Origin of the sequence: Rugamonas sp. DEMB1, assembly GCF_029834475.1 — a bacterium.
In the GTDB taxonomy this organism is placed as follows: domain Bacteria; phylum Pseudomonadota; class Gammaproteobacteria; order Burkholderiales; family Burkholderiaceae_D; genus Rugamonas; species Rugamonas rubra.
On sequence record NZ_CP122407.1, the window covers coordinates 5,131,034 to 5,155,905 of the forward strand.

Below are 24,872 nucleotides of genomic sequence, written 5' to 3' on the forward strand. Positions count from 1 at the left end.
TCCTTCAAAAAATGGGGTGTCCCCGGTCAATGCTTGCCGCGCAGGCGCCCGACGATGCCGCTGGGGAAGAAGTAGACGCTCAAAATGAACAGCACGCCCAACCACAACAGCCAGCGGTCCGGATGGAACAGGGCCGCCAGCAGGGGCGCGGACTCGAGCGCGCCGCTGAGCAGCTTCATGCCGTCCTGTAGATAGTTTTGCGCGACGACGAAAATGGCCGCGCCCAGCGCCGCGCCGTACATCGAGCCCATGCCGCCGATGACCACCATCAGCAGGATGTCGATCATGATGGCGAAGCTGAGCGTGGTGTCGGGGCCGACGTAGCGCAGCCACAGCGCGTACAGGATGCCGGCGGCGCAGGCCAGCAGCGCCGCCAGGCAATTGGCCACGGTGCGGTACAGCACCGGGTTGTAGCCGATGGCGGCGGCGCGGAAGTCGTTTTCGCGGATCGCCTGCAGCACCTTGCCGAACGGCGAATTGACCACCCGCAGCGCCAGCAGGAACAGCGCCAGGCTGCAGCAGAACACCAGGTAGTAGCACAGCAGCTTGCCGCCCCAGTCGACGCCGAGGAAGGGCTGGTCGAGGAAGCGGGTGGCCGGCGAGAGCAGCGCCGGCAGCTTGAAGCTGAGACCGTCCTCGCCGCCGGTGAAGGCGGAGAACTGCGACGCCAGCGTGGCGAAGAAGGAGGCCAGCGCCAGCGACATCATGGCGAAGAAGATGGTGCGCACGCGCAGCGAAAGCACGCCCAGCAGCAAGGCCAGCAGCAGCGCCAGCAGCAGGGCCGCGCCGGCGCCGGCGGCCAGCGCCAGCCAGTCGCCCTCGTGGCGCGCCATGGCGATGCCGACGCCGTAGGCGCCGATGCCGAAGAACATGGTGTGGGCGAAGGAGACCACGCCGGTGTAGCCCAGCAGCAGGTCGTAGCTGGCGGCCAGCACGATGAAGACGCAGATCTTGGCGGCGACGTTGAGCGCGCGCGTGCCGGGGAACAGGAAGGGCGCCAGCAGCAGGCCGGCGCACAGCAGCAGCAGCAGGACGGCCAGCACGCGGCTGCGCGGCGCGTCGCCCGACAGCGCGCTGGGGAGCAGGCGGGCGATCATCGCGACGCCACCGGAAACAGGCCCTGCGGGCGCCACAGCAGGATCAGCACCATCAGCAGGATGTTGGCGCCCAGCGCCACCTTGGGCGCCAGGAAGCCGGCGTAGTTGGCGGTGAGCCCGACCAGCAGCGCGCCGGCGAAGCAGCCGCCGACCGAGCCGAGGCCGCCGATGATGATGACGATGAAGATCAGCACCATCAACTGCGCGCCCAGCGCGGCGCTGACGCTTTCCTGGTACAAGCCCCACAGCACCCCGCCCAGCCCGGCCAGCGCCGAACCGGCGACGAACACGCCGACGAACAACACGCCGACGCGGTAGCCCAGGGTTTCGACCATCTCGCGGTCCTGCACGCCGGCGCGCACCAGCAGGCCGATCTTGGTGCGGTTCAGCACCAGCCACATCGCCGCGAAGACCAGCAGGCCCAGCGCCACCGCCAGCAGGCGGAACTTCTCGACCGCGACGTCGCCGACGATCCAGGCGCCGCGCAGGCTGGGCGGGCGCGGCAGCGGAATCTGCTCCGGCCCCCAGAGCACGTGGATCAACTGCTCGGCGACGATCAGGCCGCCGGTGGTGACCAGGATCTGCGTCAGGTGGCTGCCGTAGACCGGGCGTATCATCAGGCGCTCGAAACCCCAGCCCAGCAGGCCGGTGGCCAGCGCCGCCGCCAGCAGCGCGACGCCGACCGCGCCGGCGTTGAGCAGCAGGCTGTCGGCGCCCATCCAGCCCGGCATCCAGCGCAGCACGCTGGTGGCGACGAAGGCGCCGACGGCGATGAAGGCGCCGTGGCCGAAGTTCATCACGTCCATCAGGCCGAACACCAGGGTCAGGCCGCTGGCCATGATGAAGATCATCATGCCCATCGCCAGGCCGGCGACGGTCAGCGTGATCCAGGTCGGCAGACCGGGCAGCAAGGGCAGGGCCAGCAGCATCAGCGCCGGCAGCACCAGGCTGGGCAGGTTTTTGTCGAAGGCCCGCAGGCCGTTGGCGGCCATCATGCGCCCTCCCCCGCCGGCGCCGGCGCCGGTGCGGCGGCCAGGTGCAGCCCGAGCAGGCGCTGCTGCAGGTCGGTGTCGGCCGCCAGTTGCGCCATGGCGCCGTGGTGGATCACCCGGCCGGCGTCCATCACCGCCACCGAGTCGCCCAGCGCCTGCGCCACCGCCAGGTTCTGCTCGACCAGCAGCACCGTCGCGCCCTGCTCCTTGAGCGCGCGCAGCGCCGCCACCATGCTGTTGACCATCACCGGCGCCAGGCCCTTGGAGGGCTCGTCGAACATGTACAACTGGCGCGGCTCGACCAGCGCGCGGCCAATCGCCACCATCTGCTTCTGGCCGCCCGAGAGCTTGCCGGCCGGCTTGTCCCAGAACTGCTTGAGGGACGGGAACAGCGTGAAGATCCACTCCAGGCGGGCGCCGTCCATCGGCCCGCTGCGCGCCGCCAGCAGCATGTTCTCGCGCACCGTCAGGTCGCTGAAGATGCCCATGTTTTCCGGCACATAGGCGATGCCGCGGGCGGCGATGTCGGCCGTGCCGACGCCGCGCAGCGAGGCGCCGGCAAAGCCGATGGCCCCGGCGCTGGCGCGCCACAGGCCCATGATGGTGCGCAGCGTCGTGCTCTTGCCGGCGCCGTTGCGGCCCAGCAGCATGGTCAGCTGGCCGCGCGGCACCTGCAGGTCGACGCCCTGCAAGATGTGGTAGGGGCCGATGTGGGTGTGCACCCCGGCCAGGGTCAGCAAGGGCGCGCTCATGCCGCCTCCTCCGCCGCCACCTCGGCGCCCAGATAGGCCTCCTGCACCACGCGCAGACGCATCACCGCGGCCGGCGCGCCGTCGGCCACCAGCTGGCCGTGGTTGAGCACGATGACGCGGTCGGCCAGGCGCTCGACCACGTCCATCTTGTGCTCGACCAGCAAAATGGTCTTGTCGCGCCGCGCCTGGATCCGCGCGATCAGCTCGAGGATCACCGGCGCCTCGTCGTGGCTCATGCCGGCGGTCGGCTCGTCGAACATGAACACCTGCGGCTGCATCGCCAGCAGCAGGCCGACCTCGAGCTTGCGCTGGTCGCCGTGCGACAGCGCGCTGGCCGGCGTGTCGCGCCGCGCCGCCAGGGAGATCTGTTCGAGGATGTCGCCGGCCTCCTCGACCAGGTGGCGCTGGCTGAACCAGGTCGTCAGCAGGCGCAGGCCGGTGCGGTGGCGCGCCTGCAGCACCAGGCGCACGTTTTCCAGCACCGACAGGCGCGGGAACAGATTGGTCAGCTGGAAGGCCCGGCCCAGGCCGCCACGGGCGCGCGCGGCGGCGCCGTGGCGCGTCAGGCTCTCGCCGTTCAGCAGCACCTCGCCGCCGCTGGCCGGCAACTGGCCGGAGATCAGGTTGAAATAGGTGGTCTTGCCGGCGCCGTTCGGGCCGACGATGGCGGTCAGGGTGCCGGGCCGGAAGGCGCACGACACCTGGTTGACCGCCACGTGGCCGCCGAAATTGACGGTCAGCGCGCGCGTTTCGAGAGAAATGGACATGGCTACCCCTGCCGCGCTTCAAGGCGGCGAAAATGTGGACAAAAAAGGCTGTGCTGACGCCAGGGTGGCGCGGGCCGGCCATCAACCCAGGGGCGCGGAGCCGGTGCACCTCCCTGGTTTTGCTATGGCCGCCCCGGCGCTCACAGCTTGTTGCGCAGCGGCAGCTTGATCTCGTCGATCGTCAGCTCGCGCACCAGCTCCGGCACGCCCCAGGCAAAGGCCGGGTCGGCCTTGATCTGGAAGTGGTACATCGACTGCAGCGCCTGGTGGTCTTCCTTGCGGAACACCATCTTGCCTTTCGGGCTCTGGAACGCCATGCCCTCCATGGCCTTGATCAGCTGTTCCGAGCCGGCGTCGTCGGCCTTTTTCAGCGCCTCCACCAGCGCGATGCCGGCCGTCATGCCGCCGGCCGTGAAGAAGTCGGGCGGCGTCTTGAACTTCTTGTAGTGCTCGGCGACCAGCCAGATGTTGGCGGGATTCTTCGGGATGCCGAAGTAATAGTAGGTGGCGCCCTGCATGCCGGGGAACTGCTTGTAGGCGACCATCGCCGGCAGGATGTTGCCGCCGCTGGCGATCTCGATGCCGTAGCGCTTCAGGTCCAGGTCGGCGATCTTGAAGGGATTGCCGGCGCCGGCCCAGATCACGAAGATCACCTTGCGGCCGGGCTGGTTCTTCAGCGCGTCGATCAGGCGCTGGGCGCCGGCGGTGAAGTCGGTGGTCGAGGTGGGCAGATACTCCTCGTGCACCAGCTTGGCGCCCTTGCCCGACAGCGCCTGGGCAAAGGCCTTCACGCCGTCGCGCCCGAAGGCGTAGTCCTGCGCCAGCGTGGCGATGGTCACGCCCGGCTTGTCGAGCGCGACGGCGTTGGCGATGGCGTCCTGGGAAGAATTGCGGCCGCTGCGGAAGACGTAGCGGTTCCACTTGCTGCCGGTGATCGAATCGGCCACCGCCGGCTCCACCAGCAGCACCTTCTTGTACTCCTCGGCCACCGGCAGCATGGCGATGGCCACGCCCGACGAGGTCGGGCCGACGGCCAGGTCGACCTTGTCGTCGCCGTAGGCCTGGGCCAGCAGCGACTTGCCGACGTCCGGCTTGCCCTGGTCGTCCTTCTCGATGACGACGATCTTGCGGCCTTTGACGGTCATGCTGCCGCCGGTGGCGTATTCCAGCCCCATCATCAAGCCGGTCTGGGTCTGCTTGCCGTAGGCCTCCAGCGCGCCGGTCTTGCTGTAGATGTGGGCGATCTTGATGTCGGCGGCGTGCGCCGGCGAACTGGCGCACGCCAGCGCCAGCAGCGCGCCGGCGGCCAGGCTATGCAACGGTGTGTGGTTCATGTCTCTTCCATCCTTATTGTTATATGAAAACGGGGAAGGCGGGCGCCCTCCCCGGCGACGTCAACTCAAGGCGGCGTCAGTTCGCTCCAGTCGAAAATGGTCACACGGCAGCTGATCAGCGAGCTGACGTAGACCTTGCCGCCGCCGGAGATCGCCTGCTGGGTGGCGAACAGCCCGCCCGGCCGGGTGCCCAGCGCCGGATTCAGCCAGTAGCCGTTGAAGGTCGGCACGATCTGCCCGCCGGCGTTGGGCGCCACCAGGTCCGGATTGGTGAACGACTTGGCGACCATGTTGAAGCCGTCGCCGACCAGCAGGCGCTGCAGCGTGCTGTCGTAGCCCAGCCCCTCGGGCAGGAAGAACTCGTTGGCGACGATGCTGCCGTTGTGGTCGTATGTGCCGCCGCCGGTGCCGATCTTGCCCAGCAGGGCGCCGTTGGCCGGGTTCAGCGCCTGGACGCGCTGGTTGCGCCGGTCCACCGCGTAGACCCGGTTGTTCAGCGCCAGGATGCCCTGGATGGTGTCGAAGGTGCCGGCCGCGCCCTGCTTGTAGAAGTTCACGCCGAGCGCCCAGCCGGTGCCGACGTCGCTGCCCTTGCTCGGGTCGGAGCCGCCGGCCGCCCAGGCGTAGCTCAGCGTGCCGAGCGCGCGGTTGTACGAGAACTTCCACGCGTAGTTGCCAAAGCTGGTCAGATAGACCGAGAACTGGTCGGCGGCCGCCTCGGGCTTGACGTGCAGCCCGACCGGGAAGTTGGCGTTGGCGAAGCCGATCTTCGGCGCCGCCAGGCCGGTGGTGCGGTAACCCAGGTTGAAGGTGTAGCGCAGCGTGCCGTCGGCCTTGTAGATGCGCAGCGAGCTGTCGCCGGTGTACGGGAACGGCAGGCTGGTGTCGGCCGCGGTGACCACCGCCACCTCCTCGCCGGCGCCGGCCGGGAAGGCGCTGATGCCGGTGACGCCGTAGTTGATGTCGCCGCCGCCGAACTTGCCCAGGTAGGCGCCGGCCGCGCTGTACATGTTGATGCGGGTGTTGGGCGTGTCGCTGACCAGCAGGCGCGAGCTGCCCGTCAGATAGGTCATCGCCGAAATCGCGTGCACCTGGCCCGCCAGCGTGCGCGGATAGCCCCAGAACTCGTTGTTGGCGACGCCGCCGACGCCGGCCGACACCGAGCAGCGCACGATCGAGCCGCCGCCGCTGGCGGCCCAGCATTTTTTGATGCGGTGGTTGCCCGGATCGCTGACCAGGATCACCGGCAGATCGCTGTAGAACAGGCCGCCGGACCAGATGCTCTCGACGTAGGGCGTGCCGTCGGCCTTCTCCACCGGCACGGCGTCGTTGGGCAGCTGGAAGGCGGCGTCCTCGCTGGCGGCGCTGGCCGGGCTGCGCAGCTCGATCTGCTGGATGCCCAGGCGGCCATAGGTCCAGGCGGCGGCGGCGTCGGCCGAGCCGCTGCTGCGGTAGCTGGCGGTGCCGAGCGCGCTGTTCCGGTTGGCGAACTTGAGGATCTGGCCGTTGTAGCTGTCGGCCACGTACAGGTTGCCGGCCTTGTCGGTGCGCACGCCGCGCGGCCGCTTCAAATGCCCGGCCGAGCCGTTGGCGCTGTAGCGGCCGATGATGTCGACCAGGGTGATCGCGCCGCTGGCCTGGTTGACCTCGAAGATCTTGATGCGGTTGTTGCCGTTGTCGCACACGTACAGATAGGTGTGGGTGCCGGCCGGCGAGCGCCAGTAGGTCATGCCCTGCGGGATGCGGAAGCCGTTGACCTTGTCGGCCTGGCCGGCGTAGCTGGAATAGTTGGTCGAATCGGCGCCGTAGTCCTTGTCGACGCCGGGGACCACCGGGCCGGTCGGGATGTACTGGCCGGCGCCGTCGACCGCGCCGCTGGTGTTCAGGTGGGTGACCGCGTAGGCGGCGTCGGGGTTGAGGCGGAAGCCCTTGATGCGGTTGTTGAACTCGTCCGAGACGTAGACCCAGCCCTGCGGCGTGACCACCATGTTGCGCGGCACGTTCAGTTGCAGACCGGAGCCCGAGCCCTTCACGCCGAAGGAGGTGACATAGTAGAACTTGTCGGCGTTGGCCGCGTCGGGGCGGAAGAAGTGGATCTGGTGGCTGCCGACGTCGTTGACGTAGAGGCCGGCCAGGCGCGCGTCGAGCGCCTCGCTGGCCGACAGGAAGGCGATGCCCAGCGGCGCCTTGATCGGCGCCACGGCCGCCGCCGGGCTGTCGGCGGCGAGCAGGTTGTCGGCGGCGTCGAGCACGCCGATCTTCTGGCCGTTCAGGTTCAGCACCACCACCCGGTCGTTGCCCATGTCGGCGACGTAGACGCGGGCACCGGCGGCGCCGGCGGCGATCGAATTTTTATCGTAGGTCACCGTGGTCGGCGAATTGAACTGGTAGCGCTGGTGCACCGGCTGCGCCGTCAGTTCGGCGGAGCGGTCCTCGTCGGCGAAGGTCTGCGCCGCCTGGACCGCCGGCGCCAGGGCCAGCACGGACAGCAGCGCCGCCCGTGCCGCGCCCTTGAAACTCGATTGCAAATTCATGAAACTGTTCATTGTCACTCCTCCAATAGGGTTAACGCTGTACAGCCTGACTCCCCTGGGACAAGAATCGCTGCATACCTTGTTGTGCTTCCATACTCACCACCTGCTGCAAAAATTCGCTGCGCTCCCGCTCCAGCGCCTCGGCCAGGCGCAGCGGGTCCGGGCCCAGCAGGGAGCGCGTGCGGCGCACGCTGCCGGGCACCTTGGCGGCGACGGCGCGGGCCGTCGCGGCGGCCTGGTCGGCCATGTCGATCGAGGCCACCAGCCTGGCAGCCATGCCCCAGGCCAGCGCCTGCTCGGCGCTGATGCGCTGGTTCAGCAACTGCACCGCGCGCGCGCGCGCCGGGCCGATGAAGGCCGGCAGCAGCGCGGTCCAGCCGCCGTCCGGGCTGAAGCCGACGTCGACGTAATACGGCGTGAAGCTGGCGCGCGCCGACACCAGCACGATGTCGCAGGCCAGCACCAGGCCGAGCGCGCCGCCGGTGACGGTGCCGTCGACCGCCGCCACCACCGGCTTGGGGTAGCCGGCCAGACGCAGGATGGCCTCGTTGAGCAGGCCGACCAGCTCGGCGCCGTAGGCGGCCAGGCCTGGCCCTGCTCGTGGAAGGCGCGCACGTCGCCGCCGGTGGAGAACGACGGCCCGGCATGCGCCAGCACCAGCGCGGCCACCGTCGGATCGGCGGCGCAGGCGTCGAGCGCGCCCAGCAGCGCGCGCAACAACTCCGGCACCAGGCTGTTGTGGCGCGCCGGCCGGTTCAACACCAGCCGCGCCAGCGCGCCGTCGCGCTCGACCAGCACCAGCGCGCTCATGGCGCATCCTTGGCGCGCAAGCCGTTGCTGATGAAATCGGCGGCGGCGTCGACCACGCGGGCGTGCGCCTCCGGGCTGTCCCACAGGCCGTAGCGCATGCCGAGGAAATGGCTGATACCCATCAGGCACCAGGCCCGCACCTCGGTGTCGCCGGCGGTGATCTCGCCGTTGCCTGCGGCCGCGTCCAGACGCGACTGGTACAGCGCGCCGAACTTGCTGAAGTAACTGCGGTAGATCGCCTCGTCGACGAACAGCGACTCGAGCACGATGCGGTACAGGTTCTTGTGCTCGGCGACGAAGGACAGGAAAGCCTGCAGGCCGAGGCGCTCGGCCTCCAGGCGGCTCTGGGCGGCGCCGGTGCGCTGGCGGATGAAGGCCTGGGTCTCCTGGCCCATGAACTCGACCAGCGCGCGGAAGGCCTCCTCCTTGTCCGGGAAGTAAATATAGAAGGTGCCCTGCGACACCTCGGCGACCTGGGTGATTTCCGAGATCGAGGCGGCATGGAAGCCCTTGTTGCCGAACACCTGCTCGGCCGCCTTGAGGATCTTGGCCCGCGTCTTGATGCCGCGGGCGGTCTTCGGTGCTTCGATTTTCTTGACTGGGGTCGGTTGCATGGCTACTCAATATACAATATGATTCATGTGTCATATTGTATACGGGTCAACTCCAATGTCAACGACAGCCGACACAAAATTTTTCCTGCCGCTGCGCGACGGTGCGCGGCTGCACTACCGCGACAGCGGCGCGGGCGCGGGCGCGGGCCCGGCCATCATCCTGCTGCACGGCTGGGGCGCCTCGGGCGACTTCTTCGAGCGCCAAGCGGCGCTGGCGCAACAAGGCCTGCGGTTGATCGTGCCCGACCTGCGCGGCCACGGCCTATCGCAGGGCGGGCCGCAAGGGCCGCAGCGGGGGCCGCTGACGCTCGCCGTGCTGGCGGCCGACGTGGGCGAACTCATCGCACAGCTCGCACTGGAGCGCTACTCCCTGGTCGGCTGGTCGATGGGCGCGATGGTCGCGTGGGAACACCTGCGCGGCGCCGGCCTGGACCGGCTGGACAAACTGAGCGTCATCGACATGACAGCGAAAATCGTCACCGACGAGGGCTGGCCCCATGGCCTGACGGGCGGCTACCCCGAAGCGATGGTGGCGCCGACGGTGGCGGCGGTGCGCGCCGACTGGGCGCGCATGGCGCAGACAAGTGCGGCCAAACTATTCGCCCGCGGCGCCCGCGCCGAGCCGGCGCTGCTGGCGCGCCTCACCGCCTTGATGCGCGCCAACGCGGCGGAGGGGCTGGCGCAACTGTGGAGCGACATGGCGCGGCAAGACTACCGCGCGCTGCTGCCGCGCCTGGGCGAGCGCTGCCAATACATCTACGGCAAGGAAAGCCGGCTCTACAACGAAGCGACCTTCCTCCAGCTGGCGCGCCTGACGGGAACGACCCGACTGGTGGGCCTGGCGGGCGCCGGCCACGCGCCGCAATGGGAACAGCCCGAAGCGTTCGCCGCCGCCCTGACCCGCCACCTCGCGCCCCGGGGGCAGGTCTAGACACGGCGGTGGTCCCCGTTGTTGCTGGCGGGGCTTCAGGCGCTGCCGGCGCGCTCGAGCATGGCGTGCAGCAGCACGTTGCAGCCGGCCTCCAGATGCTCGGACTTGGCGTCCTCGATCTCGTTGTGGCTGATGCCGTCCTTGCAGGGCACGAAGATCATGCCGGCCGGCGCCAGGCGGGCGGCGTAGATGGCGTCGTGGCCGGCGCCGGACACCACGTCCATCGTCGAGTAGCCCAACGCGGCGGTGGCGCGGCGCACCGCGCCGACGCAGTCCGGGTGGAAGGGGCAAGGCGGATAGTAGGAGACGCGCTCGACGCCGATGGCCAGGCCGCTGTCGCGCCGGGTTTGCTCGACGAAGGCCAGCATCTCCTCGTGCATGGTGTTGAGCAGCGCGTCGTTGACGTTGCGCAGGTCGATGCTGAACTTGACCTCGCCGGGGATCACGTTGCGGCTGTTGGGGAACACCTGCACCATGCCCACCGTGCCGCGGCCATACGGCGGGTAGCGGTTGGCGATCGCCACCACCTCTTGCATGATGCGGGTGGCCACCTGCAGCGCGTCCTTGCGCAGGCCCATCGGGGTCGGCCCGGCGTGCGCCTCCATGCCGCTCACCACGCAGTCGTACCAGGACAGGCCCATCACCGCCGGCACCACGCCGATCACCTTGTCGGCGTCCTCCAGCACCGGGCCTTGTTCGATATGGGTCTCGAAGTAGGCGCCGATCGGATGCTGGCCGGGCACCTGCTCGCCCTGGTAGCCGATGCGCGCCAGCTCCTCGCCGACACTCTTTCCCTCGGTGTCGCGCGCGGCGTAGGCCGTCTCCAGGCTGAAGGCGCCGCAGAACACGCCCGAGCCCATCATCACCGGCACGAAGCGCGAGCCCTCCTCGTTGGTCCAGAAGGCCACCTCGATCGGCGCCTCGGTCTGGATGTTTGCATCGTTCAGGGTGCGCACCACCTCCAGGCCGGCCAGCACGCCGTAGTTGCCGTCGAACTTGCCGCCGGTCGGCTGGGTGTCGATGTGGCTGCCCGTCATGATCGGCGGCAGCGCGTTGTTGCGGCCGTCGCGGCGCATGAAGACGTTGCCGATCTGGTCGATGGTGACGCTCATGCCGGCGGCGCGGCCCCAGCCCACCACCAAGTCGCGGCCCTGCTTATCCAGGTCGGTCAGGGCCAGGCGTTTGACGCCACCCTTGGCGGTGGCGCCGATCTGCGCCAATTCCATCAGCGCCGCCCACAGGCGCGCGCCGTTGATGCGCAATTCACTCATGTCCCTGCTCCTCTGCCACGGTTGAAAATCGAATCGCGCTTGCCCACGCTGCTGCCGGTGCCGGCGCCGCTACCTGGCCGACAGCGGCGCGAAGGCCGGCCGTTCGACATAGCGGCCGGCGCCCTCCTCGGCCATCAGCTCGCCGCGCTGGAACACCACGTTGCCGGCGGCCAGGGTGGCGCTGGGGATACCGCGCACGGTGCGGCCCTCGAAAACGTTGAAGCCGCCCTTGGCGAACTGCGTCTTGGCCGAGATGGTGCGGGTGCCCTCGGGGTCCCAGACGACGATGTCGGCGTCCGAGCCGACGGCGATCACGCCCTTGCGCGGGTACATGTTGAAGATCTGCGCGGCGTTGGTCGAGGTGACGCGGACGAACTCGGACGGCGTCAGCTTGCCGCTGTTGACGCCGGCGTCCCACACCACCGACATGCGGTCCTCGACGCCGCCGCAGCCGTTGGGGATCTTGGTGAAGTCGTCCTTGCCGGCCGCCTTCTGCGCGGCGCAGAAGGTGCAGTGGTCGGTGGCGGTGGTGTGCAGGTTGCCGCTTTGCAGACCGTGCCACAGCGCCGCCTGGTGGTGCTTGCCGCGGAACGGCGGGCTCATCACGTGGGCGGCGGCATATTCCAAATCCTTGCTCTGGTAGACGCTGTCGTCGATCACCAGGTGGCCGGCCAGCGCCTCGCCGTAGACGCGCTGGCCGTTGGCGCGGGCGCGGGCGATGGCGTCCAACGATTCGGCGCAGGAGACGTGGACGATGTAGACCGGCGTGCCGAGCACGCCGGCGATGGCGATGGCGCGGTTGGCCGCCTCCGCCTCGACGGCCGGCGGGCGCGACAACGGGTGCGCGCCGGGGCCGGTCATGCCGCGCTGGAGCAGGTCTTGCTGCAGCTGGAACACCAGCTCGCCGTTCTCGGCGTGCACGGTGGGGATGGCGCCCAGTTCGAGCGAGCGGCGGAAGCTTTTCACCAGCGTCTCGTCGTCGGCCATGATGGCGTTCTTATACGCCATGAAGTGCTTGAAGCTGTTCACGCCGTGCTGGCGCACCAGCGTGCCCATGTCGGCGTGCACGCTGTCGTCCCACCAGGTGATGGCGACGTGGAAGGTGTAGTCGCCGGCCGACTTTTGCGCCCAGCCGCGCCAGGTGTGGTAGGCCTCCATCAGCGACTGCTTGGGCGCCGGGATGACGAAGTCCATGATGGTGGTGGTGCCGCCGGCCAGGCCGGCGGCGGTGCCGCTGAAGAAGTCGTCCTGCGTCACCGTGCCCATGAAGGGCAGGTTCATATGGGTGTGGGTGTCTATCCCGCCGGGTATGACGTATTGGCCGCCGGCGTCGACCACCTTGGCCGAATGCGGCGCCTCCAGGTTCTCGCCGACGGCGACGATCTTGTCGCCGTAGCACAGCACATCGGCACGAAACGCGCGGTCCGCGTTGACCACGGTACCACCGCGAATAATGGTTGTCATAGACATCTCCGTAAGACTCAGGTCGGGTTCAGGGCTGGGCCGCCGGCCGCATGGCCGGCACTGCCTTACCCTTCATCATAACCGCATACACCAGCGCCGAAATAGCGATTCCAACAAACCAGGCATAGGTGTAAATCGTCTTGAAACCCTCGGCCACTTGCGGGAAGCTAGCCGGGAAGGCGGCGTTGAGGAAACCGGGGATGTTCGGCAGCACGCCGACCACAAACGCCACCAGCGCCGCCATGTTCCAACCGCCGCCGTAGGAGTAGACGCCGTCGTCCAGATACAACTGGTCGACCGCCAGTTCGGTCTTGCGCACGAAGTAGTAGTCGACGATCAGGATGCCGGCGATGGGGCCGAGCAGCGCCGAATAGCCGATCAACCAGGTGAAGACGTAGCCCTGGGTCGACTCGAGTATCTTCCACGGCATCATGACGATGGCGATGCCGGCGGTGATGTAGCCGCCCGTCTTGTAGGAGATCAGCTTGGGCGCCAGCGAAGAGAAGTCGTAGGCCGGGCCGACCAGGTTGGCCGCCAGGTTGACCGAGACGGTGTCGATCAGCAGCACCAGCAGGGCGATCAGCACGGCGATGCCGGTCATGCGGCTGGCCAGGTCGACCGGGTCCCAGATCGCCTTGCCGTACAAGACCACGGTGGCCGAGGTGACGATCACCGCCAGCATCGCCAGCAGCCCCATCGGCACCGGCAGGCCGACCGACTGGCCGACGATCTGGTCGCGCTGCGACTTGGCGAAGCGGGTGAAGTCGGGGATGTTCAGCGCCAGCGTGGCCCAAAAGCCGACCATCGCCGTCAGCGAGGGCCAGAAGGCGCTCCAGAACTGGCCGGCCTTCTTGCCGCCCTCGACGAACTGCGACGGCGCGCCGAGCAGGTCGCCGAAACCGCCGGCCTTGTTGTGGACCCAGCCGAGCAGCACGAAGCAGATCAAAATCTTCAGCGGCGCGGTGTAGGTCTCCAGCTTGCGGATGGCGTCCATGCCGTGCACGATGTACCAGAACTGGATGCCCCAGAAGGCCAGGAAGCACAGCAGCTGGACCGGGTTGATGCCCAGGCCGGCCAGCTTGGCGCCGCCGATCTCGCCGCCGTACATCACGCCGAGCAGGGTGTAGATCATCTGCCCGCCGAACCAGGTCTGGATGCCGTACCAACCGCAGGCGACGACGGCGCGCATCAGCGCCGGCAGCCGCGCGCCGCGCGTGCCGAAGGAGGCGCGCGCCAGCACCGCGTAGGGAATGCCGTACTTGGTGCCGGCGTGGCCGATCAACAGCATCGGCAGCAGCACGATGGCGTTGGCGAGGAACACCGTCAACACCGCCTGGTAGCCCGACATGCCGCCCTCGATCAGGCTGGCCGACAAGGTGTAGGCGGGTATGCACATCACCATGCCGACCCACAGCGCGGCGAAATGATACCAGCGCCAGGTGCGTTGCGCGGCGCTGGTCGGCGCCAGGGCCCTCGTTCCAGAGTTGCGTGCTGACGGACTGTTGTTTACTCACGTTGGTTCTCTCCCAGGGTTGATCGTGCGTCTGCCGCACAGCCGGTCTATATGCCGGCGATGCGGTAGTCTATATCAAGCTTGCAAGTTCTATACCTAGACTTGCACTGGTTCCAACGTTGCCGTTGTCGCGCCCTGCCCCGCCGCAGCCGCTGCCGCATCCACGCCGGGCGCCGGCTCCGCGCGAGGATTGCGCGGGGCCCTGCGTCCAGTTCATATACGGCTTGCCGGTCTTCTGCGGCACCATCGTGATGCAGCCCTGCACCGGACAGGTGATCTCGCACAGATTGCAGCCGACGCACTCCTCCTTGATCACCTCGTAGGTGCGCACGCCGGCCGCGTCGATCAGCTGGGCGATCGACTGGTGCGAGGTGTCCTCGCAGGCGACGTAGCAGCGGCCGCACTTGATGCAGTCGTCCTGGTTGATCTGCGCGATCACCTGGTAGTTCATGTCCAGGTATTTCCAGTCGGTGGTGTTGGCCACCGCCTTGCCGGCGAAGTCGTCGATGGTCCGGTAGCCCTTCTCGTCCATCCAGCGCGACAGGCCGTCCTTCATCCCCTCGACGATGCGGAAGCCGTGCAGCATGGCGGCGGTGCACACCTGCACCGAGCCGGCGCCCAAGGCGATGAACTCGGCGGCGTCGCGCCAGTTGCCGATGCCGCCGATGCCGGAGATCGGCAGCCCTTGGTGGCGGGGTCGCGGGCGATCTCGGCCACCATGTTCAGCGCGATCGGCTTGACGGCCGAGCCGCAGTAGCCGCCGTGGGTGCTGGCGTTGCCCACCGCCGGGAAGGCCACCATGCGGTCCAGGTCCAGATGGGTGATCGAGTTGATGGTGTTGATGAGCGAGACGGCGTCGGCGCCGCCGGCCTTGGCGGCGCGGGCCGGCGCGCGCACGTCGGTGATGTTGGGCGTGAGCTTGACGATCACCGGCAGTTTGCTGTGCTTCTTGCACCAGCTGGTCACCAGCTGCACGTACTCCGGCACCTGGCCGACCGCCGCGCCCATGCCGCGCTCGGGCATGCCGTGCGGGCAGCCGAAGTTGAGCTCGATGCCGTCGGCGCCGGTGGCCTCCACCAGCGGCAGGATGTTGGCCCACAGCTGCTCCTCGCAGGGCAGCATCAGCGAAACGACGATGGCGCGGTCCGGCCAGTCCTTCTTGACCTGGGTGATCTCGCGCAGGTTGATCTCCAGCGAGCGGTCGGTGATCAGCTCGATGTTGTTAAAGCCGAGCACCTCGCGGTTCTTGCCGTAGTGCGCCGAGTAGCGCGACGAGACGTTGACGGCCGGAGGGTCTTCGCCCAGCGTCTTCCACACCACGCCGCCCCAGCCGGCCTCGAAGGCGCGCACCACGTTGTAGGCCTTGTCGGTGGGCGGCGCGGAGGCCAGCCAGAAAGGATTGGGCGACTTGATGCCGCAAAAATTGATGGACAGATCAGCCATTATGCAGCCTCCACTTTCGCCTTGGTGTTCAGTTGAATGTCCGCGTGAATCGCCAGCGCGGCCAGCTTGCCGTGCTGGACCGCCTGCACCGTCAAGTCCTGCCCCGGCGCGACGCAATCGCCGCCGGCGTAGATGCCCGGCAGGACGGTGCGGAATTGCGCGTCGACTTCGATCTTGTCGCCGTCGCGCTTCAACATGGCCGCCAGCGGATCGGCGATGCTGTGCGCGTCCAGGCTCTGGCCGATGGCCTTGAAGACGGCGTCGGCGGCGATCTCGAAGGTCTCGCCGGTGCCGGCCAGGCGACCGTTGACCAGCGCGGTTCGCTCGAAGCGCATGCCGCGCACGCGGCCGGCGTCGTCCAGCAGCACCTGCTGCGGCTGGGCCCAGGTCTGCATGCGCACCTGGTTGGCCTTGGCGATGTCCTGCTCGTGGTGGGTCGCGCTCATCGCGTCGAAGCCACGGCGGTAGACCAGCGTGACCTCGCGCGCGCCGAGGCGCTGGATCTGCACCGCCATGTCGATCGCCGTGTTGCCGGCGCCGATGACGATGGCGCGCGCCGGCAGCGGCAGCTCGCTCAAGTCGTCGGCCTGGCGCAGCGCGGCGATGTAGTCGACGGCGGCCAGCAGGCCGGGTGCGTCCTCGCCGGTCAGGCCCAACTGGCGGCTGGCGCCCAGGCCCAGGCCGAGGAACACCGCGTCGTACTGCGCGTGCAGGCCCTTTCAATTGAAGATTGCCGCCCAGGGTCTGGCCGTGGCGGACCGTGATGCCGCCCACGCCGAGCAGGAACTCCACCTCCTTCTGTGCGAAGTCGTCGGTCAGCTTGTATTTGGCGATGCCGTATTCGTTCAGGCCGCCGGATTTTTCGCGCGCCTCGAAGACGACGACGTCGTTGCCCAGCATGGCCAGGCGGTGCGCGCAGGACAGGCCGGCCGGGCCGGCGCCGACCACGGCGACGGTCTTGCCGGTGGCCGCGGCGCGGGCGAAGGGGTGGCCGTTCAGCTGCATGTGGTCGACGGCGTAGCGCTGCAGCAGGCCGATCTTGACCGGCTGGCCCTCGGCGTCGTGGTTGCGCACGCAGGCGTCCTCGCACAGGATCTCGGTCGGACAGACGCGGGCGCAGCTGCCGCCGAGGATGTTCTGCTGGAGGATGCCGACGGCGGCGCCGTTGATGTTCTCGTCGTGGATGTTGCGGATAAAGCTGGCCACGTCGATTTCCGACGGGCAGATGCGGCTGCACGGCGCGTCGTAGCAGTACAGGCAGCGCGCGCTTTCAATCGCCGCCTGGCGCGGTGTCAGCGGCGGCGCCAGGTCGGTGAATTGTGCGGCCAGTTCGCCGTCGGCTTGCTGCGGGTGCGGCATGTAGTTCAGTGAGGTGATCATCATTCGTTTTCCTGGCAATGGCTTGGTGGGCAAATGGACTACTGCGTGCACGAAGGTAAGAAGAGCCACTGGCGTGAATCGAGGGTCAGACCCTAGGGTCTGACCCTGGTTTGCTGCCATCAAATCTTTACACGCCGCTCAATCGAACAGCCAGCGCGCTACTTCATCTGTGGAAAAGCAAATTCCGCACCAGCGCTGGCGGTGTTCGGCCAGCGCTGCATCACGGCCTTGTGGCGCGTGTAGAAGCGCACGCCCTCGGGACCGTAGGCGTGGTGGTCGCCGAACAGGCTGCGCTTCCAACCGCCGAAACTGTTGAAGGCCATCGGCACCGGCAGCGGCACGTTGACGCCGACCATGCCGACCTGGATCTGCCGCACGAACTCGCGCGCCACGCCGCCGTCGCGCGTGTAGATGGCCACGCCGTTGCCGTACTCGTTGCGGTTGATGAGCTCCACCGCGTGCACCACGTCGGGCGCGCGCAGCATGCACAACACCGGGCCGAAAATCTCCTCCTTGTAGATCGACATGTCCGGCGTGACGTGGTCGAACAAGGTGCCGCCGACGAAGAAACCATTCTCGCGGCCGGCCACCGTACAGTTGCGGCCGTCCACCACCAGCGTTGCGCCCTGCTCGACGCCCTCGCCGATCAGCTTCTCGATGCGCTGCTTGGCGGCGCTCGACACCACCGGTCCCATCTCGGCGTCGGCCGCCATGCCGTCGCGTATTTTCAGTGCGGCCGTGCGCTGTGCCAGTGCGTGCACCAGTTTGTCGCCGGCGTCGCCCACCGCCACCACCACCGAGATCGCCATGCAGCGCTCGCCGGCCGAGCCGTAGGCGGCGCCCATCAGCGCGTCCACCGTCATGTCCATGTCGGCGTCGGGCATCACCACCATGTGGTTCTTGGCGCCGCCCAGCGCTTGCACCCGCTTGCCGCTGGCGCTGCCGCGCGCGTAGATGTATTCGGCGATCGGCGTCGAGCCGACGAAGCTGACCGCCTGCACCACCGGATGGTCGAGCAGCGCGTCGACGGTGACCTTGTCGCCCTGGACGACGTTGAACACGCCGTCCGGCAAACCGGCCTCCTTGAGCAGCGCGGCGTGCAGCAGCGACGGCGACGGGTCGCGCTCGGACGGCTTGAGGATGAAGGTGTTGCCGCAGGCGATGGCGACCGGGAACATCCACATCGGCACCATCACCGGGAAGTTGAACGGCGTGATGCCGGCCACCACGCCGAGTGCTTGGCGCATCGACCAGGCGTCGATACCGCGCGAGATCTGGTCGGTGAATTCGCCCTTCAGCATCTGCGGAATGCCAACGGCGAATTCGACCATCTCGATGCCGCGCGCCACCTCGCCCTGGGCGTCGGCGAAGGTCTTGCCGTGTTCGCGCGTCAGCATGGCGGCGAATTCGTCGGTGTGCTGCTGGCACAGTTGCAGGTACTTGAACAGCACGCGGGCGCGGGTCAGCGGCGGCGTCGCCGACCACGAGGGGAAGGCGGCGGCGGCGGCCTGCACGGCGGCGTCCACCTCGGCCACGGTGCCCAGCGCGACGCGCGCCACCGGCTCGCCCAGCGCCGGGTTGTAGACGTCGGCGTAGCGTCCGCTCAGGGTGTCGACCTTGGCGCCGTTGATGAAGTGCGTGATGGTGTCTAGCTGGTTCATGATGTTCCGTTCAAAGTGGTGCCGCCGGTCTTAGACCAGCAGCGTGTCGGGGTCGACGTAGGTGTAGCCCAGCGCGTGCGCCACCGCCTCGTAGGTGACGTGGCCGTGGCAGACGTTGAGGCCTTGTTTCAAATGCGGATTGGCGGCGACGGCGCGGCGCCAGCCCTTGTCGGCCAGCGCAAGTGCATGCGCGATGGTGGCGTTGTTGAGCGCGAAGGTGGAGGTGCGCGCCACCGCGCCCGGCATGTTGGCGACGCAGTAGTGCACCACGCCGTCGACCACGTAGGTCGGTTGTTCGTGCGTGGTGGCGTGCGAGGTTTCGAAGCAGCCGCCCTGGTCGATGGCCACGTCGACCACCACGGCGCCCGGCTTCATGCGGGCGATCATGGCGGCGGTGACCAGCTTGGGCGCGGCCGCGCCGGGCACCAGCACGCCGCCCACCACCAGGTCGGCGTCGAACACCGCCTCCTCGATGCTGTGGGCGTTGGAGTAGCGTGTGGCGACGCGGTTGCCGTAGATCAGATCGAGCTGGCGCAGGCGGTCGATGTTCTTGTCGAGGATGGTGACGCGGGCGCCGATGCCGATGGCCATTTGCAGCGCGTTGGTGCCGACCACGCCGGCGCCGATGATGGCGATGTGGCCGGGCGCCACGCCGGGCACGCCGCCCAGCAGCAGGCCCATGCCGCCCTTGGATTTTTCCAGGTGGGCGGCACCGGCCTGGATGGCCATGCGGCCGGCCACCTCGCTCATTGGCGCCAGCAGCGGCAGGCCGCCGTTGGGGCCGGTGATGGTTTCATAGGCCAGGCAGACGGCGCCGGAGGCCATCAGCGCGCGCGTCTGCTCCGGGTCGGGGGCGAGGTGCAGGTAGGTGTAGAGGATCTGGTCTTCGCGCAGCATGGCGCACTCCTGCGGCTGCGGCTCCTTGACCTTGACGATCATCTCGGCGCGGGCGAAGACTTCCTTGGCCGTGTCGACGATGCTCGCGCCGGCGCCCAGGTACATGGCGTCGCTCAGGCCGATGGCGGTGCCGGCGTTGGTTTGCACCAGCACCTGGTGGCCGCGCAGCGTGAGTTCCTTGACGCTGGCCGGGGTCAGGCCGACGCGCGATTCCTGGTTCTTGATCTCTTTGGGGACGCCTACCAACATGCTGTTCTCCTCGTTGTTATATTTGGAAGCAATTGGACATCAGCAGATCATGCAGCTAAGCGAAGAAACCCCAAGGGCGAAAATCTAGGGTCAGACCCTGAGGGTCTGACCCTGGGCATCTCTTTGCGGCATGAACCTTAGGCGGGGGGCCGGGGCTTGTGGCCCCGCCCCCCAGATACATCGCCGTCTAGGCGAGATTCTTCAACACGGTGCGCAGTTTGCCGAACAGTTCATCGATGTGTTTTTTCTCCAGCACCAGCGGCGGCGACAGGGCGATGATGTCGCCGGTGGTGCGGATCAGCACACCGTCGGCGAAGGCCTTCTTCGAAGGCGTCGAAGGCGCGCGCGCCCGGCTTGCCGGTGATCGGCGCCAGCTCGATGCCGGCGATCAGGCCGATGGTGCGGATGTCGATCACATGCGGCAGGCTCTTCAACGAATGCACCGCGTCGGCCCAGTACTCCTGCATGCCGGCGGCGTGCTCCAAGATCTTCTGCTCCTCGAACACCCGCAGCGTGGCCAGCGAGGCGGCGCAGGCCAGCGGGTGGCCGGAATAGGTGTAGCCGTGGAACAGCTCGATGCCCGGCGGCGCGTCCATGAAGGCGTCGTGGACGAATTTTTTCGAGAACACCGCGCCCATCGGCACCACGCCGTTGGTCAGGCCCTTGGCGGTGGTCATCAGGTCCGGCTCGACGTCGAAGTAGTCGGCGGCGAATGGCGTGGTCAGGCGGCCGAAGCCGGTGATCACCTCGTCGAAGATCAGCAGGATGCCGTGCTTGGTGCACAGCTCGCGCAGCCGCTTCAGGTAGCCCTTGGGCGGGATCAGCACGCCGGTGGAGCCGGCCACCGGCTCGACGATGACGGCGGCGATGGTCGAGGCGTCGTGCAGCGCGACGATGCGTTCGAGCTCGTCGGCCAGGTTGGCGCCGTGCTCCGGCTCGCCGCGCGTGTAGGCGTTCTTCTCCAGGTTGTGGGTGTGCGGCAGGTGGTCGACATACGGCAGGCCGGCGCCGTAGGCCTTGCGGTTGCCGGCGATGCCGCCGACCGACATGCCGCCGAAGCCGACACCGTGGTAGCCGCGCTCGCGGCCGATCAGGCGGGTGCGGCCGGCCTCGCCGCGCGCCTTGTGGTAAGCCAGCGCCATCTTCAACGCGGTGTCCACCGCCTCGGAGCCGGAGTTGGTGTAGAAGACGTGGCCGAAGCGGTGGTTGGTGTAGTCCATCAGCTTCTCGGCCAGGTCGAAGGCGGCCGGGTGGCCCATCTGGAAGGTGGGGGCGAAGTCGAGCTGGCCGATCATCTCGCGCACGGCGGCGACGATGACGGGTTGGGCGTGGCCGCAGGGCACGCACCACAGGCCGGCGGTGCCGTCGAGGATGGCGTTGCCGTCGACGTCGCGGTAGTACATGCCTTCGGCCGACACCAGCAGACGGGGATTGGCCTTGAAGTCGCGGTTGTTGGTGAAGGGCATCCAAAACGCGGACATCGATTCTGGGCGGGATTCGTTCATGCGTTTTCTCCTGAAAACTACTGCGGTTTTTTTGATGAACCGGACAAAAAATTTACCAGTTGGCAAAATGATGATGCAATAATAGACAGCGCTTCAACTATGGCACAGATACACAAATAGCAAAACCGTCCAACCGTACAGGCGACAAAAACACTACAGTTTGCTTTGCCCCGAACGGGGCGGGCACAACCAGGGGACAGCGACGATGGACCAGCACAATTCCGCGCCGCCGGCGGCGGACCCGGCGGCGGCCGACGGCGCCTGGCCGCTGGTGGCGATCGAGCGCGGCGGCAAGGGCAGCCTGGTCGAGCAGATCGTCGCCGCTGTCAGCGCCATGGTGGCCAGGCGCGAGCTGCGCATCGGCACCAAAATGCCCTCCGTGCGGCAGTTCGCCAAGTGTAATGGCGTCAGCACCTTTACAGTTGTCGAGGCCTACGACCGCCTGGTGACCCTGGGACTGCTGTCCTCGCGCCGTGGTTCCGGCTATTTCGTCGCGCGCCAGGCCTGCCGGCGGCGCTGCTGCCGCCGCCCTTCCACTCCAGCCCGACGGCGATCGACGCCCTCACCCCGGACCTGTATTCCGGCGTGTCGGACGCGCTGCCGGTCGGCGCCGGCTGGCTGCCGCCCGAGTGGTACGGCGAGGACACCATCCTCGACGCGGTGCGCCAGGCCATGCGCATCCCGGCCAACCGCCTGCGCGGCTACGGCCACCCGCTCGGCTTCCCCACGCTGCGCCAGCACATGGCGGCGACGCTGTCGGACGAGCTGTACGCCGTCGAGCCGGAGCAGATCCTGCTGACCCACGGCGCCACCCACGCCTTCGACCTGATCCTGCGCAGCCTGACCAAGCCGGGCGACACCGTGCTGGTCGAGGACCCCGGCTACAGCAACCTGTTGTCGCTGATCCGCCACCACGGCTGCGTCCCGGTAGGCATCCCGCGCGGACCGCAGGGGCTGGACATGGCGGCGTTGGCGGCGCAGGCCGCCCTCACCCAGCCCAAGCTCATGTTCGTCAACACGGTGCTGCAAAACCCGCTGGGCACCTCGCTCAGCGCGGCGCAGGCGCACCGCCTGCTCGGTCTGGCCGAGCAGTTCGACTTCTGGCTGGTCGAGGACGACATCTACCGCGAGCTGGCGCCGCGCGGCGAGGCCTCGCTGGCGGCGATGGACGGCCTGCGCCGGGTGATCCGCGTCGGCAGCTTCTCCAAGACCCTGTCGCCGGTGCTGCGGGTCGGCTCGATCAGCGCCTCGGCGCAGCTGCTGCCCGAGCTGCTGCGGGTGAAGATGCTGGCCGGCCTGACCACCTCGGAGATCAACGAGCGCGCCGTCTACCACGCCGTCACGGCGCGGCCCTACAAGCGCATGCTGGAAAAGCTGATCAACCAGCTCGACGCCGGCCGCGAGCGCACCATCGACAGCCTGCGCGCGGCCGGCATGGCGCCGCTGGCGCGGCCGCGCGGCGGCATGTTCGTCAGCGCCGGCTGGGACGTGGCGCCGACGGCCGAGTGGAACGGCAAGCTGATCGCCGACCAGGCGCTCAAGTCCGGCATCCTGCTGTCGCCCAACGAATTCTTCATGCTGCGCCAGGCCGACACGGTCTGGTTCCGTTTCAACGTCGCCTACAGCGACCGCCTGCAGCTGCTGACCTTTTTGCAGTCGATCCGACCAAGCTGAAAGAGAGACCATGGCCACTGTCAAACCGTCCACCGCCGCGCCGAAGATCAAGCGGCGCGTGCTCAACCGCGACAAGCTGGAGGCCGACATCGCCGCCGAGGCGGTCAAGGTGTTCGCCGAATGCGGCTACGAGGGCGCCTCGATCGCCACCGTGGCGGAGAACGCCGGCCTGTCGAAGCAGAACCTGATGTACTACTTCCCCACCAAGCAGGCCTTGTACCAGCGCGTGCTCGACAACGTGCTCGACGAGTGGCTCGAGCGCATGGAGCACCTGGCCCACGCCGACGACGAGCCGCAGGAGGCGCTGCGCGCCTACGTGCAGGCCAAGCTGCGCTTCTCGCGCGAGCAGCCCTGGGCCTCGCGGGTGTACGCGATGGAGGTGATCGGCGGCGCGCAGTTGTACGGCGCGCAGATCCAGAGCCGCGTGGTGCCGCTGCTGCGCAAGGATATCGAGGTGTTCGAGCAGTGGATCAGCGCCGGCAAGATCGCGCCGGTCAACGCCACCCATCTGCTGTTCGCGATCTGGGCGATGACCCAATCCTACGCCGACTTCTCGACGCAAATGGGGCTGGTGTTGAACCGCAAGCAGCTCAACAAGAAGGACTTCGACGACGCCGAAAAGCTCATCGTCGACATGGTGCTGGCCACCGTCCGCGTCGCCGCCTGAGGAGGCGGCACGGCATGGCCGAATGGGAGGACAGGGCCGGCGCGGCGGCCGGCCCCTTACATCAGGACTGGCGGAACGGCGCCGGCTTGCGGCGGCGCGCCACCAGGCCGAGCAGGCCCAGGCCGAGGCCCATCATGGCGTAGCCTTCCGGTTCCGGCACGGCCGTCACCGGCAGCGCGCCGCTGAACGATTGCAGGTGGATCTCGCCGTACTGGTGCAGGTTGGCGGCGAACACGCCGCCCTCGACGTTGGCGCCGCCCGCGTTGCTGAAGGTGCCGCCGGTGGCCAGCACTTGGCCGCCGAAGGTGCGGCCGACGGTGACGCTCTCGGCGCCGGCGAAGTTCCAGATCAATTGGCCGCCCAGCGACTGCGCCTGGTTGAAGTTGGCCATCAGGCTCAGGTTCTTGTCGTCGGTGTTGAGGATCACCGTGGTGGCGCCGTTCAGGTTGAAGGCGATGTCGGTGGTGGTGGCCGAGAAGATGCTGCTGTCGAGCGCGCGCAGGTCGAACACGGCGACGCCGTTTTGCGCCACGGCGTTGAAGGTCACCTGGTGGTTGTTGTTGCTGAAGTCCACCGTGCTGCCTGTGCTGTGCAGCGTGGACAAGGAACTCGACAGGCCACCGAGCACGCTGCCGAAGTTGGTCGAGGTCGACGCCGCCAGGGTGCTGTTCATCGCCGCCGTCGGCGCCGCCAGCGGGCGGTTGTTGTTGGTGTTGACCAGGCTGGCGGCATGGCCGGCGCCGTTGAAGTTGACGCCGTCGGCGACGCCGCCGACCCAGGCGTCGCCGCCGAAGCTGACGCCGGTGGCCTTGCCGCCGACGTAGGCGGCGCCGCTGTTGACACCACGGAAATAGATGTCGCCGCCGACCACCACGCCGAGGCCGTTGACGTTGGCGCCGCTCAGATTGCCGCCCACGGTCAGGCCGGCATAGGCCGAGGCCGGCGTGTCGTTGACGTGCTGCACATAGTCGCCGCCGGCGACGTTGCCGCCGGCGAAGGTGCGGCCGTCGACGTGGGAGCTCGAGTGGATATCGCCAGTCACCACCACATTGAATTGCTGCAAGACCTGGGTCGCGCTGAGGGGGGCGGCCTGGGCCGCGCTGGAGAACAAGGCAGCGACGGCGAGCGCGCTAAGGGAAACTGGACGTACCAACATGTACCACTCCTATCGTAAAGAAAGCCGCCAGAAACATCACCGGCGAAATTGCATAATTGAAACTAACATTACGATAATAGTATCATGATTTTAATCAATTAGATGCCAGAAAAGAAATTATTTTTGTAACTGGCACAACAATTTTCACTCCGCCCCAAAAA

17 protein-coding genes and 6 pseudogenes are annotated in these 24,872 nt (G+C 67.9%); 4 read left to right on the top strand and 19 right to left on the bottom strand.

Going from position 1 to position 24,872, the window contains the following annotated elements; genetic code table 11:
- Positions 1 to 26: 26 nt before the first annotated feature.
- The 9 genes and pseudogenes from QC826_RS23635 to QC826_RS23675 form a co-directional block, all read right to left on the bottom strand.
- Positions 27 to 1,097, bottom strand: coding sequence for a branched-chain amino acid ABC transporter permease (locus QC826_RS23635; RefSeq protein WP_279762715.1), 1,071 nt, complete (start codon positions 1,095 to 1,097; stop codon positions 27 to 29).
- Positions 1,094 to 2,089 carry a branched-chain amino acid ABC transporter permease gene (locus QC826_RS23640; RefSeq protein WP_279766590.1) on the bottom strand — a complete coding sequence of 332 codons (996 nt, stop codon included), beginning with the start codon at positions 2,087 to 2,089 and terminating at the stop codon, positions 1,094 to 1,096. The genes QC826_RS23635 and QC826_RS23640 overlap by 4 nt, the downstream gene beginning before the upstream one ends.
- On the bottom strand, positions 2,089 to 2,841 hold the full coding sequence (locus QC826_RS23645) for an ABC transporter ATP-binding protein (RefSeq protein WP_279762716.1): 753 nt from the start codon (positions 2,839 to 2,841) through the stop codon (positions 2,089 to 2,091). Before QC826_RS23645 ends, QC826_RS23640 begins: the two co-directional genes overlap by 1 nt.
- Positions 2,838 to 3,608 (bottom strand): ABC transporter ATP-binding protein, encoded by a 771-nt coding sequence (locus QC826_RS23650; RefSeq protein WP_093387691.1) that lies wholly within the window; start codon positions 3,606 to 3,608, stop codon positions 2,838 to 2,840. Before QC826_RS23650 ends, QC826_RS23645 begins: the two co-directional genes overlap by 4 nt.
- A 140-nt stretch (positions 3,609 to 3,748) precedes the next feature.
- Positions 3,749 to 4,942, bottom strand: a complete 1,194-nt coding sequence (locus QC826_RS23655; RefSeq protein ID WP_279762717.1) for a substrate-binding domain-containing protein — start codon at positions 4,940 to 4,942, stop codon at positions 3,749 to 3,751.
- 65 nt (positions 4,943 to 5,007) lie between these two features.
- Entirely contained in the window at positions 5,008 to 7,476 is a 2,469-nt protein-coding gene (locus QC826_RS23660; protein ID WP_279762719.1) for an NHL repeat-containing protein, read from the bottom strand.
- Positions 7,477 to 7,507: 31 nt separating this feature from the next.
- Positions 7,508 to 7,987 (bottom strand): enoyl-CoA hydratase/isomerase family protein, encoded by a 480-nt coding sequence (locus QC826_RS23665; protein WP_279762720.1) that lies wholly within the window; start codon positions 7,985 to 7,987, stop codon positions 7,508 to 7,510.
- Positions 7,988 to 8,097: 110 nt separating this feature from the next.
- Positions 8,098 to 8,286 (bottom strand): annotated as a pseudogene (locus QC826_RS23670) (enoyl-CoA hydratase-related protein); the annotation flags it as partial.
- Positions 8,283 to 8,900: a TetR/AcrR family transcriptional regulator gene (locus QC826_RS23675; RefSeq protein WP_093387697.1), complete on the bottom strand. Its 618-nt coding sequence runs from the start codon at positions 8,898 to 8,900 to the stop codon at positions 8,283 to 8,285. The gene QC826_RS23675 and the pseudogene QC826_RS23670, both read right to left, overlap by 4 nt.
- 55 nt (positions 8,901 to 8,955) lie before the next feature.
- On the opposite strand from QC826_RS23675, the gene QC826_RS23680 reads away from it, so the two are divergent.
- Positions 8,956 to 9,831: an alpha/beta fold hydrolase gene (locus QC826_RS23680; RefSeq protein WP_279762721.1), complete on the top strand. Its 876-nt coding sequence runs from the start codon at positions 8,956 to 8,958 to the stop codon at positions 9,829 to 9,831.
- A gap of 35 nt (positions 9,832 to 9,866) precedes the next feature.
- On the opposite strand, the gene QC826_RS23685 is transcribed toward QC826_RS23680, so the two are convergent.
- The 9 genes and pseudogenes from QC826_RS23685 to QC826_RS23725 form a co-directional block, all read right to left on the bottom strand.
- A complete protein-coding gene (locus tag QC826_RS23685; RefSeq protein WP_279762722.1) occupies positions 9,867 to 11,102 on the bottom strand; it encodes a Zn-dependent hydrolase in 1,236 nt (411 codons plus the stop codon).
- Positions 11,103 to 11,171: 69 nt separating this feature from the next.
- Positions 11,172 to 12,566 (bottom strand): dihydropyrimidinase, encoded by a 1,395-nt coding sequence (gene hydA, locus QC826_RS23690; RefSeq protein WP_279762723.1) that lies wholly within the window; start codon positions 12,564 to 12,566, stop codon positions 11,172 to 11,174.
- A gap of 28 nt (positions 12,567 to 12,594) precedes the next feature.
- A pseudogene (locus QC826_RS23695) lies at positions 12,595 to 14,080 on the bottom strand (NCS1 family nucleobase:cation symporter-1).
- Between the two features lie 69 nt (positions 14,081 to 14,149).
- Positions 14,150 to 15,522, bottom strand: a pseudogene (gene preA, locus QC826_RS23700) (NAD-dependent dihydropyrimidine dehydrogenase subunit PreA).
- A pseudogene (locus QC826_RS23705) lies at positions 15,522 to 16,905 on the bottom strand (NAD(P)-dependent oxidoreductase). Before QC826_RS23705 ends, preA begins: the two co-directional pseudogenes overlap by 1 nt.
- Before the next feature lie 155 nt (positions 16,906 to 17,060).
- Positions 17,061 to 18,563, bottom strand: coding sequence for a CoA-acylating methylmalonate-semialdehyde dehydrogenase (locus QC826_RS23710; RefSeq protein WP_279762724.1), 1,503 nt, complete (start codon positions 18,561 to 18,563; stop codon positions 17,061 to 17,063).
- Between the two features lie 30 nt (positions 18,564 to 18,593).
- Positions 18,594 to 19,709 (bottom strand): alanine dehydrogenase, encoded by a 1,116-nt coding sequence (gene ald / locus QC826_RS23715; protein ID WP_279762725.1) that lies wholly within the window; start codon positions 19,707 to 19,709, stop codon positions 18,594 to 18,596.
- A gap of 187 nt (positions 19,710 to 19,896) precedes the next feature.
- A pseudogene (locus QC826_RS23720) lies at positions 19,897 to 21,214 on the bottom strand (aspartate aminotransferase family protein).
- 153 nt (positions 21,215 to 21,367) lie between these two features.
- On the bottom strand, positions 21,368 to 21,583 hold the full coding sequence (locus QC826_RS23725; RefSeq protein WP_279766648.1) for a hypothetical protein: 216 nt from the start codon (positions 21,581 to 21,583) through the stop codon (positions 21,368 to 21,370).
- Here QC826_RS23725 and QC826_RS23730 point away from each other — a divergent pair.
- From QC826_RS23730 to QC826_RS23740, 3 genes and pseudogenes are all read left to right on the top strand, one after another.
- Positions 21,549 to 21,647: pseudogene (locus QC826_RS23730) on the top strand (hypothetical protein); the annotation flags it as partial. The gene QC826_RS23725 and the pseudogene QC826_RS23730 sit on opposite strands and share 35 nt — an antisense overlap.
- A gap of 152 nt (positions 21,648 to 21,799) precedes the next feature.
- On the top strand, positions 21,800 to 22,888 hold the full coding sequence (locus QC826_RS23735) for a PLP-dependent aminotransferase family protein (RefSeq protein WP_279762726.1): 1,089 nt from the start codon (positions 21,800 to 21,802) through the stop codon (positions 22,886 to 22,888).
- A 10-nt stretch (positions 22,889 to 22,898) separates the two neighbouring features.
- Positions 22,899 to 23,555: a TetR/AcrR family transcriptional regulator gene (locus QC826_RS23740; RefSeq protein ID WP_279762727.1), complete on the top strand. Its 657-nt coding sequence runs from the start codon at positions 22,899 to 22,901 to the stop codon at positions 23,553 to 23,555.
- Between the two features lie 61 nt (positions 23,556 to 23,616).
- Here QC826_RS23740 and QC826_RS23745 read toward each other — a convergent pair whose 3' ends face one another.
- On the bottom strand, positions 23,617 to 24,711 hold the full coding sequence (locus tag QC826_RS23745) for a collagen-binding domain-containing protein (protein WP_279762728.1): 1,095 nt from the start codon (positions 24,709 to 24,711) through the stop codon (positions 23,617 to 23,619).
- Between the last annotated feature and the right edge of the window lie 161 nt (positions 24,712 to 24,872).

Excerpts from the sequence above, each read along its gene's own strand:
- QC826_RS23640 (WP_279766590.1), bottom strand. The coding sequence starts at position 2,089 with ATGGCCGCCAACGGCCTGCGGGCCTTCGACAAAAACCTGCCCAGCCTG.
- QC826_RS23635 (WP_279762715.1), bottom strand. The coding sequence starts at position 1,097 with ATGATCGCCCGCCTGCTCCCCAGCGCGCTGTCGGGCGACGCGCCGCGC.
- QC826_RS23710 (WP_279762724.1), bottom strand. The coding sequence starts at position 18,563 with ATGAACCAGCTAGACACCATCACGCACTTCATCAACGGCGCCAAGGTC.
- QC826_RS23740 (WP_279762727.1), top strand. The coding sequence starts at position 22,899 with ATGGCCACTGTCAAACCGTCCACCGCCGCGCCGAAGATCAAGCGGCGC.
- QC826_RS23680 (WP_279762721.1), top strand. The coding sequence starts at position 8,956 with ATGTCAACGACAGCCGACACAAAATTTTTCCTGCCGCTGCGCGACGGT.
- QC826_RS23650 (WP_093387691.1), bottom strand. The coding sequence starts at position 3,608 with ATGTCCATTTCTCTCGAAACGCGCGCGCTGACCGTCAATTTCGGCGGC.
- QC826_RS23685 (WP_279762722.1), bottom strand. The coding sequence starts at position 11,102 with ATGAGTGAATTGCGCATCAACGGCGCGCGCCTGTGGGCGGCGCTGATG.
- QC826_RS23645 (WP_279762716.1), bottom strand. The coding sequence starts at position 2,841 with ATGAGCGCGCCCTTGCTGACCCTGGCCGGGGTGCACACCCACATCGGC.
- QC826_RS23660 (WP_279762719.1), bottom strand. The coding sequence starts at position 7,476 with ATGAATTTGCAATCGAGTTTCAAGGGCGCGGCACGGGCGGCGCTGCTG.
- QC826_RS23745 (WP_279762728.1), bottom strand. The coding sequence starts at position 24,711 with ATGTTGGTACGTCCAGTTTCCCTTAGCGCGCTCGCCGTCGCTGCCTTG.
- hydA (WP_279762723.1), bottom strand. The coding sequence starts at position 12,566 with ATGACAACCATTATTCGCGGTGGTACCGTGGTCAACGCGGACCGCGCG.
- QC826_RS23655 (WP_279762717.1), bottom strand. The coding sequence starts at position 4,942 with ATGAACCACACACCGTTGCATAGCCTGGCCGCCGGCGCGCTGCTGGCG.
- ald (WP_279762725.1), bottom strand. The coding sequence starts at position 19,709 with ATGTTGGTAGGCGTCCCCAAAGAGATCAAGAACCAGGAATCGCGCGTC.
- QC826_RS23675 (WP_093387697.1), bottom strand. The coding sequence starts at position 8,900 with ATGCAACCGACCCCAGTCAAGAAAATCGAAGCACCGAAGACCGCCCGC.